Here is an 18,289-nt window from a genome sequence, read left to right as displayed (position 1 = left end):
CGCCCTTGAGAAGAAAGGGCAGGTGGCGCATGTCTTCTGATCACGACGAGCGCGCCGAGCTGCTCGACGATCACCGCCCTGAGCTCGGGCGCCTGCTGCGGAGCATGCCCCCGCGCAGCGCCGTGTCGTCGCTCTCGGGCTATCTCCTCTCCTTGCGCGAGCCGACAGGCTATCTCATCGCGATCGGCCTGCAGGAGCGCGACCCGGATCTCGAGCCCGAGCGCACGCTCCGCTCGGCCCTGGCCTCCGGCGTGCGCGCGCCGGTCCTGGCCGGCGTGATGTCGCGCGCGGCGCTGGCCGAGATCATCGCCCCGCTCTCGCCCGTCACGCAGGCGGTCGCCGCGGACATGAAGAGGGCGGTCCCCTCCGGCACGCTGCGGGTCGTCGTCGCGGCGGCCGGCGGGGCGGAGCTCTTCACCGTGAAGGCGAAGGAGCTGCCGGCCGACTGAGCCGCCCCGGCCGCCCCCGCCCGGCGCGCTGGGGGCAGCGCGCCGGGCGGCGGCCGGCCCCCAGCGCGCCGGCCGCCGCCCGGCGTCCGCGTCCGGCGCTCACTCGTTCGCGTAGACGCGCCGCTCGCTCGAATCGAGCCCCAGGTACACGACCCGGCGGTCCAGGCTCGCGCCCCCGCGCTCCGCGTCCTCCGGCGCCGGCCGCCGGTCGGCGTCCTCGTCGCTCCGGCGCAGCGCCTCGTACTCGGCGACCGAGGCGTGGCGGCACCCGTCGAGCGGGGCGTCGATCGCGAGGTCGGCCACGAGCGCGGCGGCCTCCGGCCGGACCCTGCCCGCGAAGAACTCGGCGCAGCAGCCCGACCCGTAGCTGAACAGCCCGACGCGCCGCCCCTCCAGGGCGCGCGCCTCCGCGTTGAGCAGCGACGCGAGCGCGAGGTACAGCGAGCCCGTGTAGATATTGCCGATGCGCGCCGGCAAATCGAGCGACGGCTCCACCTCGACGGCGAAGCTCTCGTCGGCGGCCTGCTCGGTCAGGCCGTCCATCAGCCGCCGGTGGCGGTGGGCCTTGCGGGCCATCTTGCCGTAGGGGACGTGGTAGCAGGTGCGCGCGAGCGGCTCGCCGTCGCCCGCGACGAGGCGCCACTCGGCGTAAGCCCCGGCGAGGGCGTCGAGGTAGCACTGCACCGAGAAGTGGCCGTCGACGAGCGCCTCCTTGTGGTGGAGCGGCCGCCAGAAGTCGTAGACGTCGCGCGCGTAGGTGCCGGTCTTGCCGACCTCGATCTCGACGAGGCGCGGGCGCTCGCGCACGAGCAGCGCCACGGCGCCGGCGCCCTGGGTCGGCTCGCCCGCCGAGCCGAGCGCGTAGCGCGCCACGTCCGAGCAGACGACGAGGGCGGCGCGGCCGCGGGCCGAGCCGGACGCGATCCAGTCCACCGCGTTGAGCAGGCCGGCGGTGCCCCCGAAGCAGGCGTGCTTGGCCTCGAAGACCCGGCACGCGCTGGGCAGCCCGAGCAGGCCGTGGAGGAAGGAGGCCGCCGGCTTCGAGTGGTCCACGGCGGTCTCGGTGCCCACGACGCAGAGGCCGATGTCCGCGGGGCTCGCGCCCGAGCGCTGGAACAGGCGGCGGGCCGCGTTGGCCCCGAGGGTGATCGGATCCTCGTCGGGCGCAGCGATCGCCATCCGGCGGGTGCCCAGGCCGGTCAGGTACTTGGACGGCGCGACGCCCCGGGCCTCGGCGAGCTCGCTGAGCTCGACGTAGCGACGAGGGACGGCGAGGGCGATCGCATCGATGCCGATCGGGGGAAAGTCATGACGTAGGCTCATCCCTGCATCCTAGGGGCGCATTGTGCAGAGACCATCGAGCCCGCGCGGAAGCTCGGAGGAGCGGCACAGGCGATGATGCGACGCGTCGTGGCGCCGCCGGGGTGCCGCGGGGGCGCCCCGATCCGGCGCCGCGGCGGACGTGGACTGCGCCGGTCCGTGGACCGATGTGCGCCCGCGCGCCCGGACGTGCGTGCTTTGCGCGAACGCGCATGAAGCGGAGCCTCGACCCGGACCGCAGCACATCGGGTCTGGAAGAGCGCGCGGCGCGCCGCGCACAGCGCACAACGACCCTCACACGACCCAGCGAGCGAGCAGCCAGCGAGAAAAAATCGCGTTCAGGTCAAATTCACCACCACATCTCGTTGCAATTGTGCAATCTGATATAGCGCGTTCTTGCGCCCTAGCGGTCGAGGTTCATGTGAAGCTCTCCCGGTCTACCATGTTGGTTCCGCTTCTTGGGTTGGGTGTTCTGATGATCACCGGCGCCGCGGGGTGCTCCTGCAGCTCCGGAGCGGAAGGCGAGGGCGGCGCGGCGGCTGGAGCGAACGTCGGTGGCGGCGGCGGCGCGGGCGGCGGCGACGGGGGCGCCGGTGGGACCGCTGGCGGCGGCGGCGACGGGGGCGACGACCAGATCGGCGCGGGCTCCGGCCACAACACGGGAGGCGCGCCGCCGGTCACGCCGGACACGGCGTGTGCCGCCACGGTCGCCGAGGCAACGCTCACGAAGCGGCCGGTCGATATCGTGTTCGTCATCGACAACTCGCCCAGCATGGCGAACGAGATCATCAGCGTGCAGAACAACATCAACGAGAGCTTCGCCGCGATCATCGGCGCGAGCGGCATCGACTACCGCGTCATCATGATCTCCGCGCACGGCACCGCGCAGGTCGACGATTCGATCTGCGTCGGCGCCCCGCTCAGCGCGGTGAGCTGCGACCCGGTCCCGGCGGCGCCCGGGAACAACCCGCCCGTCTTCTACCAATACAGCCACGAGATCAGGAGCAACGACGCGCTCTGCGTCCTGCTCGGCAGCTACAACGGCGGCCTGCCCGATCAGCACGGCGTCGCGCCGTCCGGCTGGTCCGAGTGGGTGCGCGAGGACTCGCTCAAGGTGATCACGGTGATCACCGACGATCACGTGGGTTGCCAGTCGACGCACCTCCCGCGCAACATCTATATCGACGACACGAGGCAGCCCCTGGAAGATGTCGCCGACGACTTCGAAGAGCTGCTGTTCGGCCTGGATCCGGTGGTCTTCGGCGACGTCACCGCGCCGAACTACGTCTTCCACAGCATCGTCGGGCTCCGCGAGAACACGCCCGCCACGGACGCTTACGGGCCCGACGGCGATGTGGTCGAGGAGACGTGCGGCACCGCCGTGGCGCCGGGCACGGGCTACCAGACGCTCAGCAAGAGGACCGGCGGCCTCAGGTTCCCGCTCTGCCAGACGAGCTCCTATGACATGGTGTTCCAGGCGATCGCGGAGGGCGTCATCACCGGCGCGGTGGTCGAGTGCGAGTTTGCGGTGCCGGACTCGCCGCCGGGGGAGGTCATCGACCTCAAGACCGTGGTCGTCCAGTACACGCCGGGCGAGGGGGGCGAGCCGCGGTCGTTCCGTCAGGTGCCGAACGCAGCGGCGTGCGCCGCGGGCTCGTTCTTCATCGAGGACGACATGATCAAGCTCTGCCCCGACGCGTGCCAGGCGGTCCAGGCCGACGCCGGGGCGGCCATCGACGTCCTTTACGGCTGCGATCCCGAAGCGGCGGATTGAGCATGCGCGAGCGGCGGCGGCGCTCGCCAGCGCCGCCGCCCGGTCGGGCGCGCTGCCCTGTGCGCCGTCAGGCTCGATCCCTCAGAGACAGCAGCGGAAGCCGATGTCCGGGTTTGTGTCGTCGCGCCGGGGCGCGTACGAGCGCGCATCGCACCTGGCCGCCTTGAGCGAGCCCTTCGCGACATCGTCCGCGTCCGGCTCGGACGCCCTCGAGCCGCCGCGGATGAGGCAGTTGCCCTCCGCGTCGCAGGAGTTCTCCCACTCGGCCACGTTGCCGCTCATGTGATAGAGGTCCGTCACGCTGCCCTCGCACATCGTCACCGGCGGGATCGGGGCGGGACCCACGGACTTCAGGGCGAACGCGCCGTCGGGATCGTTGACCTTGCACCTCGGCGCATACGCGTGGCCGTAGGGATACTCGTTCACCCCCTGGCCAGAGCACGCGTTGTACCACTCGTTTTGCGCGGCGTTCGCGAGATCGGCGGGCGAGCTCGCTCCACCGCCGATCTTGCCGCAGAGGTGCTTGCTCCGCCACATGCAGTACGCGTAAGCGTCGCACCAGTCGATATAGTTGACGGGCGCTCTCTCCTCGCTGTAGGGCCACCCGTCCGAGGGCTGGTAGATGTTCCCGGAGCACTCGGCCGGCAGGCCGGCGAGCATCGGGCTCGCCCCCAGGAAGGCGTTGTACTCCTTCTTGGTCACCTCGTACTGATCGATGCAGTAGTTCCCGCCGCCCGCCACGGGCGCGATCAACATCCCGTCGGGGCAGGCGCAGAGACGGGTCGTGCTGTTGCAGACGTCCGTCACGCAGTCTTCGCGGCGCGTGCACTGCTGCCCCGCAGGGCACTTGGTGCTGCACAACGTCCCGCCGCAGTCGACGTCGGTCTCCTTGCCGTTCTTCACCCCGTCGCTGCAGCTCTCCATCTGGCAGATCTGATTGGCGCAGACGCGCTCGCGGCAGTCGGTCGACAGGCGGCATGCCTCGCCGGGCGCGCAGCCGGCGCAGCGCCCGCCGCAATCGACGCCGGTCTCGTCGCCATTCTTCACCTTGTCGCTGCAGCTCGCCGTCAGGCACTTGCCGCCAACGCAGCTCAGCGACTCGCAATCCGAGCTCACCGCGCAGTCCAGGAGGTCCGCGCAGGGCGGGCACGCCGGGTTGTCGCCGCGCGGCGCCGCGCCGCCGCCGCAGTCGATGCTGGTCTCGTCGCCGTCCTTCACGCCGTTGTCGCACTGCGCCTCCGCGCACGTGGTGCCGCCGCCGGCGCTCTCCTCACAACGCCGTGAGAAGCAGTCCGTCGGCGCAGCGCACGCCTGGCCCGCGGGGCAGGGAGCGCAGTCGCCGCCGCCGCAGTCGATGCTGGTCTCGCCGCCGTCCTTCACGCCGTTGGTACAGCCCGGCGAGGGCACACCGCCGCCCGCGCCCTGTCCGCCGGTGCCGCCGCCGTCTCCGCCGGTGCCGCCGCCGTCTCCGCCGGTGCCGCTGCCCTGCCCGCCGGTGCCGCTGCCCTGCCCGCCGGTGCCGGTCGTGACGCTCCCCGTGGGGAGGTTTCCTTGGGTCGGAGGCCGGCCCTCATCGTTGCTGCTGCTGCACGAGACGGCCACGGCGAGGGCCGCGAGAGGAATCAGAACGACAGACGACCGGATCATGGAGCTGCCTCCCTGCATCAATCACGAGGTCAGAGGAAGACGCTCAGCTTACTTGCGATATCGGCCGTCCAGCGCGACAAAACACCGGCCGCGGGCCGAAGTCACCGCCGGATACGTGCTTCCCCGCGCGCCGCGCAGGCCTTTCTCCACGAGGCCGCAGGCGCTCCGCGGCCGCAGGCGCCTCAGCGAGCGACCTCGTCCAGCCACTCGCGCGCGAGCGCGAGGATCCGCGCGTGATCCGGCACGTCGCTCAGGAAGCGCTCGCGCCAGACCGGATCGCCGATCCTCCCGGCCCGCACGAGCAGCCCGTTGCGGGCCAGCGCGATCGCGCCCTTGGCCTCGGCCGCCTGGCCGGTCGCCGAGAGCGCCTCGGCGTGGACCAGGCGCACCAGGAAGCCCTCCTCCTCGCGCTCGCGGCGGTCCGACTCGAGCAGCGACAGCGCCTCGGTCGTGGCCGCGAGCGCCTCCCCGGCGCGTCCGAGCTCGAGCAGGGCGCGCGCGCGGGTCGCGATCGCCGCAGGGAGCCGCTCGGGCACGTCCCGCGCGAGCGCCTCGGCCGCCCGCGACTCCACCTCGGCGAGCGCGGGCTCGCCCGCGAGGAGCAGCACGCGCGCGAGCTGGAGCCGGCTCTCGCACTCCCGGCGCCGGTCGCCGCGGCGCTCCAGCGCCTCGATCGAGCTCCGCAGGGCCGCCTTGGCGGCGTCGACCTGGCCCGAGTGGGCCAGCGCGAGGCCGAGGTTCTGCAGCGCGTTCGGCACCCGATCGTCGAGCGCCATCCGCTCCGCCTCCTCGAGCCCGGCGCGGAGGACCTCCGCCGCCGCCTCGAAGTACCCGAACTGCACGTAGCACAGGCCCATGTTGAGCCGCGCCCGGCACGCCTCGCGGCGATCGCCGATGTCCTCGAAGGCGGCGAGCGCCGCGCTCATGCTCGCGATGCAGGCGCTCGGATCGCCGTTGTGCTGCCGGAGCAGCCCGTGCAGGTAGAGGAGCTTCGCCTCGATCAGCAGATCCGCGGCCGACGCGTCCTCCGTCGCCTGCTCGACCGCGTCGATCAGCGCGTCGACGCGCGCGTAGCGGCCGCCGAGCAGGAGCACGATCGCCCCCTCGAGCAGGCAGGCGTTCTTCGTGACGCGCGCGCCCTCGAGGGGCTCGGCGTCGAGGACGACCATCATCCAGCGCTCGACGCGCTCGTACTGACCCTGCTTGTGCCCCGCGCCGGCGAGCTGCGTGAACGCCGAGAACCAGGCCACGGAGCCGGGCGCGAGGTGCCGCGTCGCCTCGAGCCCGCGCTGCTCGGCGAGGGCGGGCTCCCCGCGCCAGAGCAGCGCCTCGGCCTCGACCAGGCGGAGCGCGCCCACCGCGGCCTCCCCGGGCCCGCAGGCGATGCCGCGCTCGGCGCACGCGATCGCCGCGGCGAGGTCGTTTCCCCGCAGCGCCTTGTCGGCCGCGCGCAGGTACCACTCGGCGGCCTTCTCGGGCTCCTCGCCGCGCTCGAAGTGCTCGGCGAGGACCCGCGGATCGCCCTCGCCGGCCGCCTCGAGGAAGCCGCCCGCGAGCGCGTGGCCGATGCGGAGGTCGCGCGCGGTCAGCATGCCGTAGGCGGCCTCGCGCACGAGCGCGTGGCGGAAGCAGTACTCCGCGTCGTCGCGCTGCCGCCCCTCGCCCCGCCGCACGATCACCTCGCGCCGGAGCAGCTCCGAGAGGAGCGGCGCGATGTCGACGCTCCCGAGCAGCGCGGCGACCGCGCTCGCCCGGAACGTCTCGCCGAAGATGCTCGCCGCCCTGAGGAGCCGCCGCGCCTCGGCGTCGAGCGTCTCCAGCCGCGCCTGCACCATGGCCACCACCGTCTCCGGCTGGCCCTCGCTCTTGCCCTCCGCGGCGGCGCGGATCTGCTCCTCGAGGAAGAACGCGTTGCCGTCCGCGCGCTCGACGAGGCGCGCCACGAGGTCGTGCCGCGCGTGCGCGCCGAGCGCCTCGCGCACGAGCCGCTCGCTCGCCCGGCGCGGGAGCGGCAAGAGGTGCAGCTCGTGCGCGAGCCGGCCCTCCCAGAGCTCCGGGAAGAGCCGGCGCACGTCGGGCCGCCCGAGCGCCAGCACGAGCAGCGGCGCGTCCTTGAGCTTCCGCAGCGCCTCTTCCACCATCGTGACGGTGGGGAGATCGCCCCACTGGAGGTCCTCGAGCACGAGGAGCACGGGCCCCGCGCGGCACGCCGCCCCGAGGAAGGCCTCCCAGGCGAGGCGGAGCTGGTCGCCCATCAGCACGGCGTCGCGCCGCGCGAGCCTGAGCTGCACGTCGTGCTCGTCGGGGAACGGCGCGCCGACGAGCTCGCCGAGGAACGGCGCGACGCGGGCGGCGTCGAGGCCGTCGTGCTGCTCCGCGCGGCTCCGGATCTTGCGCTGCCGCGCCTCGAGCGGCTCGCCGTCGGCGACGCCGAGGGCGTGGCGGAGGGCGCTCGCGAGCAGGCCGAAGGCCGAGCCCGCGCCCATGGGGTCGCCCTGGCCGATCCAGATCTCGATGCGATCGCCGCGCTCGCGGAGCTTGCGGATGAGCTCCTGGCGCAGGCGCGACTTGCCCATGCCCGCCTCGGCGGTCACGAGCACGGCGCCGGCGGCGCCCTCGTCGATGCAGCGATCGACCTCCGCGAGGAGCATCGCGAGCTCGCGCTCGCGGCCGACGTACGTGGTCGGCCTGCCGAGCAGCTGCGCGGTGCGCTCGTCGCGCGCGCCGTGGAGGACGCGGCCGGCGGCGTCCTCGGAGACGTCGAAGCGGGCGCCGATGAGGGCCGCGGTGACCTCGTCGATGCGGACGCCCGCGAGAGGGAAGCGGCCGTCGTCGGCCGCGAGCATCTGGAAGGCGCGGTCGATGAGCTCGCCGACGGGCACGCGCGCCGAGAGCTCCGCCCGGCCGGTGGCGAGCGCGACGGGCGCGCCGCCGAGCAGCTCCTTCAGCGCGAGGGCGCACCGGGCGGCGCGCGCCGCGAGGTCGGTCGGCGTGCCCGCGCCCGACAGCACGATGAGCGGCGAGCGGCCCTCGACGAGCTCGAGCTCGCCGCGGTACTGCTCGGCCACGTCGTGCAGCTGCCAGAGCTGCGCGCGGCGCGGCTCCTCGGCGCCGTCGCCCTCGGCGGGCGGCTCGCGGGTGACCACGAGGCACATCACGCGCCGCTCGCCGGTCGTGAGCTCCACGGCCCGCGGCGGGAAGGAGCGCGGCCCCCCGAGGTTGCCCTCGGGCGCGTCGATCCTGGCGAGCTCGGCCGCGACGGCGTCGCCGTCGGCCGGCCGGTCCTGCGGCGATTTCGCGAGCATGCGGGCGACGAGGTCGTCGAGCGCGGCCGGGGTGCCGGGCCGGAGCTCGCGCACGCGGGGCGGGTCCTCGAGGAGGACCTTCATCAGCACGGCGAGGCCGGCGTTCCCCTGGAAGGCGGGGCGGCCGGTGAGGCAGCGGTAGAGGATGCACCCGAGCGCGAACACGTCGACCCGGGCGTCGGCGCTGAGCTCGCCGCGGGCCTGCTCGGGGGCCATGTACCCGGGCGTGCCGAGGACGAGGCCGGCGGCCGTGAGCGGCTCGTCGGTGGCGGCGCGCGCGAGGCCGAAGTCGATGAGGCTCGCGCGGTCGAGCGCGCCGCCCTGGAGCAGCAGGTTGCTCGGCTTCAGGTCGCGGTGGACGAGGCCGAGCCGGTGGATCTCGCCGAGGGTCGTCGCGACGCGGAGGCCGAGCTCCAGGGTCTCCTCGAGGGTGAGGCCCTGGCGCGTGAGGCGGTCGGAGAGCGTCTCGCCGTCGAGCCACTCCATGGCGAGGTACGGCTGCCCCCACGCGGTCGTGCCGTGCGCGACGTAGCGCACGACGCCGGGCACGCGGGCCGCCGCGAGCGCCTGCGCCTCGCGCGCGAAGCGGCCGAGGTGCGGGGCGCCCTCGGTGGTCAGGAGCTTGATGGCGACGGCCTCGCCGGTCTCTCGATCGCTGGCCCTGTAGACGGCGCCCATGCCGCCGGAGGCCGCCAGGTGCTCGATGCAGAAGCGGCCGTCGATGATGTCTCCTGCCTGCATCGCTCACCGAGCGCCCCGGGAGGGTGCTCACCGGCGGCCAGACTGCCAGCGAGGCAAGCTCTGCGTCCAGTGCTCATTCCGCGCCGCGCGGGCCCGCGCCCGGGCCGGCGTACGTCTCGGGGGGGGGGGAAAGCCGACCGGGGCGGCCGAGCGCGCATGTGCGGGCGCGCGCTGGAAATGTCATCGAAACAGAGCGCAGGGCAGGGGAGCCGCGGGGCAGGTGGGGTGAGCGCGGCAGGCGGGTGAGCGCGGCAGGCGGGGTGAGCGCGGCAGGCGGGGTGAGCGCGGCAGGCGGGGTGAGCGCGGCAGGCGGGGTGAGCGCGGCAGGCGCGCACGGGCGGCCTCGCGGCGCTGGTGGAGGGGTTGCCACGCGGCGCCTCGAACGCGAAGAAGGTGGGGTGGCGAGAGGAGCGATCATGGCGACCATGACTCAGTTGCGTGAGCAGACGACCAGGGACGGCAGGCCAGGGCCCGAGGCGCAACCCATCCTGCGCCAGCGCGGGGAGGAGATTCAGCCGTACGGGGCGCTGGCGCGCTATCCGCTCGGGCTCGGCGACGACGTGCGCGCGGCGAGCGTCAAGGCGCTCAATCAGATCCTGAGCGACACGATGGTGCTGCGCGACATGTACAAGAAGCACCACTGGCAGGTATCCGGGGCGACGTTCTATTCGCTGCACCTCCTGCTCGACAAGCACTACGAGGAGCAGGTGAAGCTCGTCGACGACCTGGCCGAGCGGGTGCAGACGCTCGGGGGGATCGCGATCGCGATGGCGCACGACGTCGCGGAGATGTCGAAGATCGAGCGGCCGCCGCGGGGGCGCGAGGAGGTGCCGGTGCAGATCTCGCGGCTGCTCGAGGCGCACGAGCAGATCTTGATCGAGGCGCGCGAGGCGGCCGGCAAGGCGGCGGAGGGCGGCGACGACGGGACGAACGACCTGCTCGTGAGCCAGATTGTCCGCGTCAACGAGATGCAGGTGTGGTTCCTGTCCGAGCACCTCGTGGACACGCCGCTCGTCCGGGCGCGGTAGGCGGCGGGGGCGATACCGCCCTGAGCGCGGCCGGGGATGGCCGGGGTAACCGGGGTGGATGAGGCCGTCGGATCGCCGCCGGGCGCGCGGTCTTGCGCCGTGATCGGCGGTGCGCGATGCTCTCCCGATGCAATTCATCGAGGTGCTCGAGAGCGGCGGTGTCGCCGAGGTCGTGCTCGACCGACCCAAGGTCAACGCGATGAGCCAGGCGGTGCTCCGCGAGATGGTCGACGTCTTCCGGCGGCTCGCGGAGGACGGCGCCGTGCGCGGCGTCCTCGTCCGCGGCGCCGGCAAGTGCCTGTCCGCGGGGCTCGATCTGCGCGAGGTCGCGTCGCTCGATCGAGCGCGGCTCGCGGGCTTCCTCGACGATTTCGACGCCGCCTTCGGCGCCGCGTTCCGCTTCCCGAAGCCCTTCGCCGCCGCCGTGCACGGCCACGCGCTCGCGGGCGGCGCGGTGCTCGCGATGTGCGCCGACTACATCGCGCTCGGCGACGGCGATTCCAAGTTCGGGCTCCCCGAGCTCGTCGTGGGGATCCCGTTCCCGCGCGTCGCCTTCGAGATCGTGCGCGCCGCCTGCCCCACCCGCGCGTTTCGGCGGCTCGTCTTCGGGGCGGACAGCCATTCTCCGGCGGAGGTGTTCGAGATGGGCGTCGGCGACTCGCTCTCCAAGGAGCCGCTCGAGGACGCGCGCCGCTGGCTCGCCACGGCGTGCAGCCGCCCCGCCGCGGCGTTCCGCTTCGTCAAGGCGAGCCACCGCAAGGAGGCGTGGGAGCGGATCGCGGCGCCGCTGCCCGAGGAGCGGGAGGCCTTCGTCGAGGCGCTGCTCTCCGCGAAGCAGGCGTTTTCGGCGCCGCTCGCGGGGTGAGATAGGCAGGGGCCGGGGGCTTCGCCGGCGTGTCCGGTTGCGCGGCCACGGTCGGCGGGTACGGGGACCAGCAGGATCGACCTTGCGGACGCCACGTTCCTGGGATGCTTAGCCCCATGGGCCGCAATCAGGTAAACCGAGCAGCGTTGGTGGGCGCCGTCGCGACGGCGCTGATGCATCTGCCGTTTTTGGCCGGATATGGCTACTTTCGCGATGAGCTCTATTATTTGGCCTGCGCCCGGGAGCTCGACTTCGGCTACGTCGACCATCCGCCGCTGTCGATCGCGCTGTTGTGGCTCGTGAGCCGCACGCTGGGCGAATCGGTGATCGCCTTGCGATGGGTGCCCGCGCTGGCGCATGCGCTCACCGTGGCGATCGCGGCGTGTACGGCGCGCGCTCTGGGGGGCGGGCGCGCGGCGCAGGCGCTCGCCATGCTGACGACCGCGCTCGCGCCCGTGTACCTGGGGCTCAGCTCATTTTACTCCATGAACGCGCTGGATCTGGCGCTCTGGGGCGCCAGCGCCTGGTTCTTCGTGCGCGTGCTTCAAGAGGGCGACTCCAGATCTTGGGTGGCGCTTGGCGCGACGCTCGGGCTCGCGCTGCTCAACAAGCTCGGCGCGCTCTGGTTGATCGCGGGCATGGGCGGCGGCCTCCTGCTGACGCGCCGAGATCTGCTGCGAACACGCGCGCCTTGGCTGACGCTCCTCGGCGCGCTGGCGTGCGGCGTGCCGTACCTGCTCTGGCAAATGAAGCATGGCTGGCCCACGGCCGCGTTCTTGCGAGGGGCCACCCAGTCGAAAATGGCGGAGGTGTCCTGGGCTGGCTTCTCGTTCGAGCAGATCGAAATGATGCATCCGCTGTATGCGCCGATCTGGCTGGCCGGTCTCGGCTATCTCTGGATTGCTTCGCGGGGTCGGCTGCGTCCGGTGTCCATCGCGTATCTGACGATCTTTGCGCTGCTCGCCCTGAGCGGAAAGAGCCGTGCGAGCTACCTGGCTCCGTATTACACGGTGCTGCTCGCGGCGGGCTCGGTCGCGGTGGACGGCCTCCGTCAACGCTGGGCGAAGCCGCTGGTCATCGTCGCGGTCGCGCTCGGCGGAATCGCGACGGCGCCTCTGGCGTTGCCGATCCTGTCGGTGCACCGCTACCTCGCGTACGCGAAAGCTCTTGGCGTCGCCCCGGCCACCGAAGAAAAGAAACAGGTGGGAGCGCTCCCGCAGCTGTACGCGGACATGCACGGCTGGGACGCGGTGGTCGCGGCGGTCGCCCGCGCTTACGCCACGCTCGATCCAGAGGAGCGCTCGCGGGCCGGCATCTTCACGGCCAACTACGGCGAGGCCGGTACCGTCGATCTTCTGGGGCCGAGCCGAGGTTTGCCGCGGGCCATCAGCGGTCACAACAATTACGGGCTCTGGGGCCCGCGCGGTGCGAGCGGAGATGTGCTTTTGGTCGTCGTCTCTCCGCGTCATCGAGGGCGGCTCGAGGCGCTCTTCGAAGAGGTCACGCCGGTCACTCCATTGGACTGCGGATGGTGCATGCCTTATGAGGCGGAGTCCTGGGTGTACCGCTGCCGGAGACCCCGCGTGTCCTTGGCGGCAGCTTGGCCGCGCCTGATCCATTACGATTGAGCGGCGCGCGCCGAGCGCTTCGTCCAGGATGCGCCTGGTCGTGCGGCGATCCGGGCGGGCGCGGCTACCCCTCGTCCCTGAGCCCACGGGCGCGCCGTTCGCGGGCACGACCCTCGTCTAGCCAGCACCGGGCGTACACATACAGGGCGAGCGGGAGCCCGATGTGCACCCACGAGTATGTGTGCGGCTCCGACGGCGCGGAGAGGGCGGCGGCGATCAGCGCGCCACCGGAGGCGAAGATTCCCAGGGTTCGCGGGATCGGGTGCATGCCGTCCTCCGGTCAGAAGAAGGCGCACATGAGCGTGAGTGTGCCGAAGCCTACGTCCGACCAGCGGTTGCAATGCCTCGCGGCGCGCGGGTTCGTTGCCCTGGGGCAGATCTCGCGGGTGGCGATGAGGGTCGAGCCCAGGATGAAGGCCGCACACCCAAGCGAAAACGGACTCCACCGCTGCTGAGTCGCTTCGATCGGCTCGTCGCCCGCAGAGGCTGGCACGACGCTGCCCTCGGCGGCCTCGGCGCCGCCGAGAGACGCGGCGCAGGGCATGTCCGTGAAGGCGCCCGGATCCAGTGGGTTGTAGATGCGGATCAGCGCCTCGGGACGGTCCGCGCAGGCTGCCGCGAGTTCAGGCCGCCCGGCCTCGAGGATCTGCGGGATGACGCTCTCGGTCGTCGTCCCTTCGTCGAGGCTTACCTCGAAGCTGCGCAGCGCTGGGGGAATGTCCTCCGCGCCGCCGCTCTCGGCTCCCGCGTCGCTCGGTTCGTCTGGTGCCCCGCAGGCCGACGCCCCCATGAGCGCGGCCAGGGTCAGGCCGATCCTGGTGTGCATGGTCCACCTCCACGCGACGCATTCCGTCGCGCGCGGGACTTTGTTGCCAGCGGCATGCCAGGGCCGCATAAACCAGCGCGCGCGTGAGCTCAGGGCAGGGTGAAGTCGTCGAGCTCGTCCCGTTGGCCGAGGTCATCGTGACCATCGCCAAGAACGAAGGGCGCGCCCCGAGCGCCGTCCTACGGGAGATCGCCGCCATGGCGAAGGCTGAGGGCGGCGGGCCTGGTCGGAACCGTTCCCGGTTCCCGAGAGGCAGCTGGGAGCCTGGTCGGAACCGTTCCCGGTTCCCGAGAGGCAGCTGGGAGCCTGGTCGGAACCGTTCCCGGTTCCCGAGGGGCAGCTGGGAGCCTGGTCGGAACCGTTTCCGGTTCCCGAGGGGCAAGCTGGGAGCCTGGCCCGAACCGTTCCAGGTTCCCGAGGGGCAGCTGGGAGCCTGGTCGGAACCGTTCCCGGTTCCCGAGAGGCAGCTGGGAGCCTGGTCGGAACCGTTCCCGGTTCCCGAGAGGCAGCTGGGAGCCTGGTCGGAACCGTTCCCGGTTCCCGAGGGGCAGCTGGGAGCCTGGTCGGAACCGTTCCCGGTTCCCGAGGGGCAGCTGGGAGCCTGGTCGGAACCGTTCCCGGTTCCCGAGGGGCAGCTGGGAGCCTGGCCCGAACCGTTCCCGGTTCCCGAGGGGCAGCTGGGAGCCTGGCCCGAACCGTTCCCGGTTCCCGAGGAGCAGCTGGGAGCCTGGCCCGAACCGTTCCCGGTTCCCGAGGAGCAGCTGGGAGCCTGGCCCGAACCGTTCCCGGTGCCCAGGGCGAGCTGAGCTGCCCAGTCCTGACCGCCTGCACGGCCAGCAGAGCACCCAGGCCTCGCTGTGCGCGTCCGCATCCCAGCCCGCCACCTCACCCGCAGGGCGCGCAGCCTCCGCCGCAATCCACGCCGGTCTCGCCGGCGTTCATCACCCCGTCAGCGCACGAGGCCTGCTGGCACTCGCCCGCCCAGCAGACGCCGCTCTCGCAGCTCGCGCCCGTCCTGCAGCCTTGACCCGCCGCGCAGGGCTGGCAGGGGAACACCCCGCAGTCGACCCCCGTTTCATCCCCGTTCTGCGCGCCGTCCTCGCACGTCGGCGCAGCACAGCGACCTCCGTCGCACACCTTGTCCTCGCAATCTGCGCTGTTCCCGCAGGCTTCACCGGCAGCGCAGGGGCGGCACGGACCGCCGCAGTCCCTCGCGGTCTCCCCGAGCGCGACATCGACAACGTTGTTCATGCAATGGGAGGGCACGCATAGCACGCCGTCGCACGCCAGGTTGTTGGGACAGTCGTTCATGGTCACGTCGCCGCTGTAGCAAGCCACGCACGTGCCCACATGGCACATCCTCTGTTGCTCGTCCGGACACTTCGCGCCTTCGGTCAGGGGCTTGTTGACCGGCCCGCCCTCGCCGCAGCTATCATACGTACACTGCTCGCCGTCGTCGTAGACGTCGGACGGGTCCTCGAGCTCGATGAGCTCGCCAGTGACCGTGCACTCCACCCGCCGGCAATCTCCCTTTCGCTGCGAGGCGACCGGCCCGGGGCGGATCTCCACGGTGCACGCGCCCTCGACGCACCGCCCGCCCCCGCACGCGCGGCTCGGCGGCCCAGGGCACTCCGCGTCGCCCTTGCAGCCAGCGTCGACGCCGCCATCGGACGTGCAGCCCTTGGTGTCCGGAGCGCACTCCGCGCACGGCCTGCACGACAGAGGGCAATCCGGATCCGCCGCCTCGCTGGGCGTGCAACAGATATGCTTGTCCGGATCGACGCACTGGCAACGATCGCCGACGCAGGTCGCTCCGGGGATGTCCTGGTACTCTGTGTGACAGTCGGCGTCGTCCTCGCAGTAGCCTCCCAGAGAAGGAGAATCCCCGGCACAAGAACCCACGAACCACGCGGCGCCAGCGAGCACCGGCGCGGCGAGCACCACGCGGCGAAATAGCGTATTCATGCGAACAGAGCCTCCGGGCACGACCCTTCGCTCGCCGGCACAGAGACCAGCGAGGGTCGCGGACTGCCCTCTACACGGCTCCTCCTATACAGCACCGGAGTCGTAGAAGCGCGTAAGAAATCGACAGAAAGCCCTGCTAAAAGCTGGAAATGTCGATGGCCTCAACGGAACGTGCTGGAATGCGCGTCGGGCCAGCTTGCCCCGCACTCGTACCAGTCCGCGTTGCACGGCGGCACCGGCTCCTTCGGCTCCGGTGGAGCCGGCACCGGCGCCGCCGCAGTCGCGGGGGCCGTGGGCTCCGGACTCGCCCGGAGCGCGGGCCTCGGGCGGAGGGGGCGTTTCCTCGGGACACCTTCCAGCTCCCCGGGACCCGGTGCAGCGCGCGCAGCGAGCACGAGGACGCGCGGAAGCCGCGCGACGGCCGGCGGGCGCGCCGCAGACGGCGAGCCGAGATGGAGCCGTCCGACGAGCGCTGCCGCCGCCGCCGCGAGGACCAGGCCGCCTGCTCCCACCGTGAGCGCAATCCGAGTCCGCCTCCCGGGAGGCGAAGGCAGCCTGTTCGCCTGCGCGCCGGGCGCCGGCGCAGTCTCGGTCGAGGTCGAGATCGAGATCGAGGAGGAAACGTCGCGCGGCCGCTCCGTCACCTCCTCGCTCGCCGGCTCGGGCCGCCGGTCGTGCGGCGTCGCGCCCCCAGACCGCGGGCCAGGCTCGCCCGAGGGCCGCGCCAACCCGTCGGACAGCGACGCCGGACGCTGCGATCTCCCGCCGCGCGACGCCATCGACGCGCGGCGCACCCCGGGGCCGGCCCCCTGGTCGACCTCGCCTTGCCAGCGACACCAGCCCTCGAGCGCCCCGTGCAGCGCCGCGATGAGCTCCGCCATGTCGCGGTACCGGGCCTCCGGGGGCCTCTCGGTCGCGCGCCTCACGACAGCCGCGACAAGCGGCGGCAAGGGGACGAAGGTCTCGAGCGGCAGCGGCGTGGTGTTCAGGATGCAGCGGACGAGCTCCTCCGGCGCCCGCTCCGCGAACGGTCGACGCAGCCCGATGAGCTCGTAGAGCACGAGGCCCAGCGCGTGGACGTCGGTCCGCTCGTCCAGGACCGCGGGCTCGGCGAGCTGCTCGGGCGACCGGTAGGCCGGCGCCTCCGCCGCGTCCGCCGCGCTCAGCCCGAAGAGCTGCGCGAGACCCAGGCCGGTGAGCTTGAAGGAGCCGTCGTCGAGCAGGATCACGCGCTCCGGGCAGAGGTCCCCATGGAAGACCCCCGCGGCGTGCGCAACCTTCAGGACCTCGGCGACCTCGGCGACCTGCGAGAGCGCCCACGGCGGCGTGATGCTCCCGGGGCGCTCCTCGAGGAGGGCGCGCAGCGACCGACCGTCGTACCGCTCCGTCGCCGCCCAGCAGAACGAGTCCCCGAGGCCGCCGTCGAGGACCAGCGGGACCTCCTCGATGCGCCGGCTCACGGCGCGCAGCCGCTCGAGACCTTCGCGGAACCCGCCGGGCACCGCCTCGCTCAGGTAGAGCAGCGCGTCCCTGCCCTCGCGATCGACGGCGGCATAGACGTCCACATGGCCGAGGTCCTCCAGCCGCTCGACGATCCGGTATCCCAGCCCAGACCCATCTACCACGCCGCCTCCAGGTGGAGCCGCGTCCCCACCGCGGTCAACCTCGCGCCGCCGCTCCTCGGGGTACTCCGAGGGTAGAAGGCGTAGAACAGCGTCGCCGTGGCCAGGAGCGCGCCGGCCGTCAGCGCGACCGCGGCGCGCTCCTGGGCGAGCTCCATCGCGCTGTAGGCGCGCTGCGCGCGCTGGAGCTCCAGGCCGGCGATCCGGTAGCCTCCGTGGTTGCGCTCGAGCAGGTCGTCGAACCTGCGCTCGTGCTCGCCCGACCTCGCGAGCAGCACCGCGCCGAGCGTGACGCACCCGGCGGACGCGACGGTGCCCAGCAGGACGAGCCCCGGCGCGGGCCCCGCGCCCGGCGGCGCGCCCGGCTCGGCCCGCGCCGGCGGGCGCGCCGCCGGTGGACGCGGCGCCGGTGGACGCGGCGCCGGTGGACGCGGCGCCGCCGCGCCCGGCTCGACCCGCGCCGGCGGGCGCGCCGCTGCCGCTCCGGTGTCCGCCGGCGCGGTGGGATCGAGGACGACCTGGCGCGCGTCCCCCGCGCGCACCTCCACGGCGGTCTCCTGCGCCGCCTCGCCGAGCGCCGCCCGGACGCGGTGCGAGCCGGGCGCGACGAACACCGCGCGGCCGAGCGGCGCCCGCCCCACGGGCCGGCCGTCGACCGACAGCTCCGCGCCCCGGGGCACGGCGAAGGTCAACGCGCCGACCGCCTGCTTCGCCCGCGCGAGATCCAGCGCTCGGCTCTGGTACCGCGCACGCGCGCCGGCGTCTGCCGGCGCCGGCGTCCTCTCCAGACACGCCGTGAGAAACTCGGCGGCCCTGGGCATGTCCCCGATCCGGAACGAGAGCTGCCCGACGTTGCACGCCGCCTTCTCCGACGGTTCGAGCTGCCACAGCTGCAACCACAGGTCCCGCGCCTCCGCGAGCTGGCCCTCCGCGACGGCCCGGTCGGCCGAGCGCTGGAGTCGAGCCTTGGGTCCGCTCGGGGGCGCGTCCGCGCGAGCGGCCAAAGGCACGAGAACCAGCGCCAGGGAGAGCAGCGATCGAACGAGCGCTCGCGAGGGCATGATGTTCACCAGCAGCTACATACCAAAAACAGATCACGCCGAGGGGAGCTTGCAAGGG

Annotated in this window: 12 protein-coding genes; 5 read left to right on the top strand and 7 right to left on the bottom strand. The window is 72.8% G+C overall.

Annotation, left to right across the window (positions count from 1 at the left end):
* Positions 1-29 precede the first annotated feature (29 nt).
* The gene (locus NQZ70_RS38505; RefSeq protein ID WP_129578679.1) at positions 30-449 is read left to right on the top strand and encodes a hypothetical protein; all 420 of its coding nucleotides are present in this window, start codon (positions 30-32) and stop codon (positions 447-449) included.
* 99 nt (positions 450-548) lie between these two features.
* On the opposite strand, the gene NQZ70_RS38500 is transcribed toward NQZ70_RS38505, so the two are convergent.
* On the bottom strand, positions 549-1,772 hold the full coding sequence (locus NQZ70_RS38500; RefSeq protein WP_129578678.1) for a hydroxymethylglutaryl-CoA synthase family protein: 1,224 nt from the start codon (positions 1,770-1,772) through the stop codon (positions 549-551).
* 472 nt (positions 1,773-2,244) lie between these two features.
* Here NQZ70_RS38500 and NQZ70_RS38495 point away from each other — a divergent pair, with 472 nt between their 5' ends.
* Complete coding sequence (locus tag NQZ70_RS38495; protein WP_129578677.1) at positions 2,245-3,543, top strand: hypothetical protein; 1,299 nt, start codon at positions 2,245-2,247, stop codon at positions 3,541-3,543.
* Positions 3,544-3,624: 81 nt separating this feature from the next.
* Here the strand turns inward: NQZ70_RS38495 and NQZ70_RS38490 are convergent, their stop codons facing one another.
* Positions 3,625-5,190 carry an SUMF1/EgtB/PvdO family nonheme iron enzyme gene (locus NQZ70_RS38490; RefSeq protein WP_129578676.1) on the bottom strand — a complete coding sequence of 522 codons (1,566 nt, stop codon included), beginning with the start codon at positions 5,188-5,190 and terminating at the stop codon, positions 3,625-3,627.
* 182 nt (positions 5,191-5,372) lie between these two features.
* A complete protein-coding gene (locus NQZ70_RS38485) occupies positions 5,373-9,236 on the bottom strand; it encodes a serine/threonine-protein kinase PknK (RefSeq protein ID WP_129578675.1) in 3,864 nt (1,287 codons plus the stop codon).
* Positions 9,237-9,652: 416 nt separating this feature from the next.
* On the opposite strand from NQZ70_RS38485, the gene NQZ70_RS38480 reads away from it, so the two are divergent.
* The 3 genes from NQZ70_RS38480 (at position 9,653) to NQZ70_RS38470 (ending at position 12,757) form a co-directional block, all read left to right on the top strand.
* A complete protein-coding gene (locus NQZ70_RS38480) occupies positions 9,653-10,264 on the top strand; it encodes a Dps family protein (protein ID WP_129578674.1) in 612 nt (203 codons plus the stop codon).
* Positions 10,265-10,391: 127 nt separating this feature from the next.
* Positions 10,392-11,129: an enoyl-CoA hydratase/isomerase family protein gene (locus tag NQZ70_RS38475; RefSeq protein WP_129578673.1), complete on the top strand. Its 738-nt coding sequence runs from the start codon at positions 10,392-10,394 to the stop codon at positions 11,127-11,129.
* 116 nt (positions 11,130-11,245) lie between these two features.
* Positions 11,246-12,757, top strand: a complete 1,512-nt coding sequence (locus NQZ70_RS38470) for a glycosyltransferase family 39 protein (RefSeq protein ID WP_165374383.1) — start codon at positions 11,246-11,248, stop codon at positions 12,755-12,757.
* A 280-nt stretch (positions 12,758-13,037) separates the two neighbouring features.
* Here NQZ70_RS38470 and NQZ70_RS38465 read toward each other — a convergent pair whose 3' ends face one another.
* The 4 genes from NQZ70_RS38465 to NQZ70_RS38450 form a co-directional block, all read right to left on the bottom strand.
* On the bottom strand, positions 13,038-13,583 hold the full coding sequence (locus NQZ70_RS38465; protein WP_129578671.1) for a hypothetical protein: 546 nt from the start codon (positions 13,581-13,583) through the stop codon (positions 13,038-13,040).
* A gap of 885 nt (positions 13,584-14,468) precedes the next feature.
* The gene (locus tag NQZ70_RS38460; RefSeq protein ID WP_237244409.1) at positions 14,469-15,548 is read right to left on the bottom strand and encodes a hypothetical protein; all 1,080 of its coding nucleotides are present in this window, start codon (positions 15,546-15,548) and stop codon (positions 14,469-14,471) included.
* A 161-nt stretch (positions 15,549-15,709) separates the two neighbouring features.
* Complete coding sequence (locus NQZ70_RS38455) at positions 15,710-17,173, bottom strand: serine/threonine-protein kinase (protein WP_165374382.1); 1,464 nt, start codon at positions 17,171-17,173, stop codon at positions 15,710-15,712.
* On the bottom strand, positions 17,167-18,231 hold the full coding sequence (locus NQZ70_RS38450) for a hypothetical protein (RefSeq protein ID WP_165374381.1): 1,065 nt from the start codon (positions 18,229-18,231) through the stop codon (positions 17,167-17,169). The genes NQZ70_RS38455 and NQZ70_RS38450 overlap by 7 nt, the downstream gene beginning before the upstream one ends.
* Positions 18,232-18,289: the final 58 nt, after the last annotated feature.

The sequence above is a fragment of the Sorangium sp. So ce836 genome, from assembly GCF_028553905.1.
Classification (GTDB): Bacteria; Myxococcota_A; Polyangia; order Polyangiales; family Polyangiaceae; genus Sorangium; species Sorangium cellulosum_D.
Note: the sequence above shows the minus strand (reverse complement) of the source record. Positions and strands in the feature narration are given on the sequence as shown.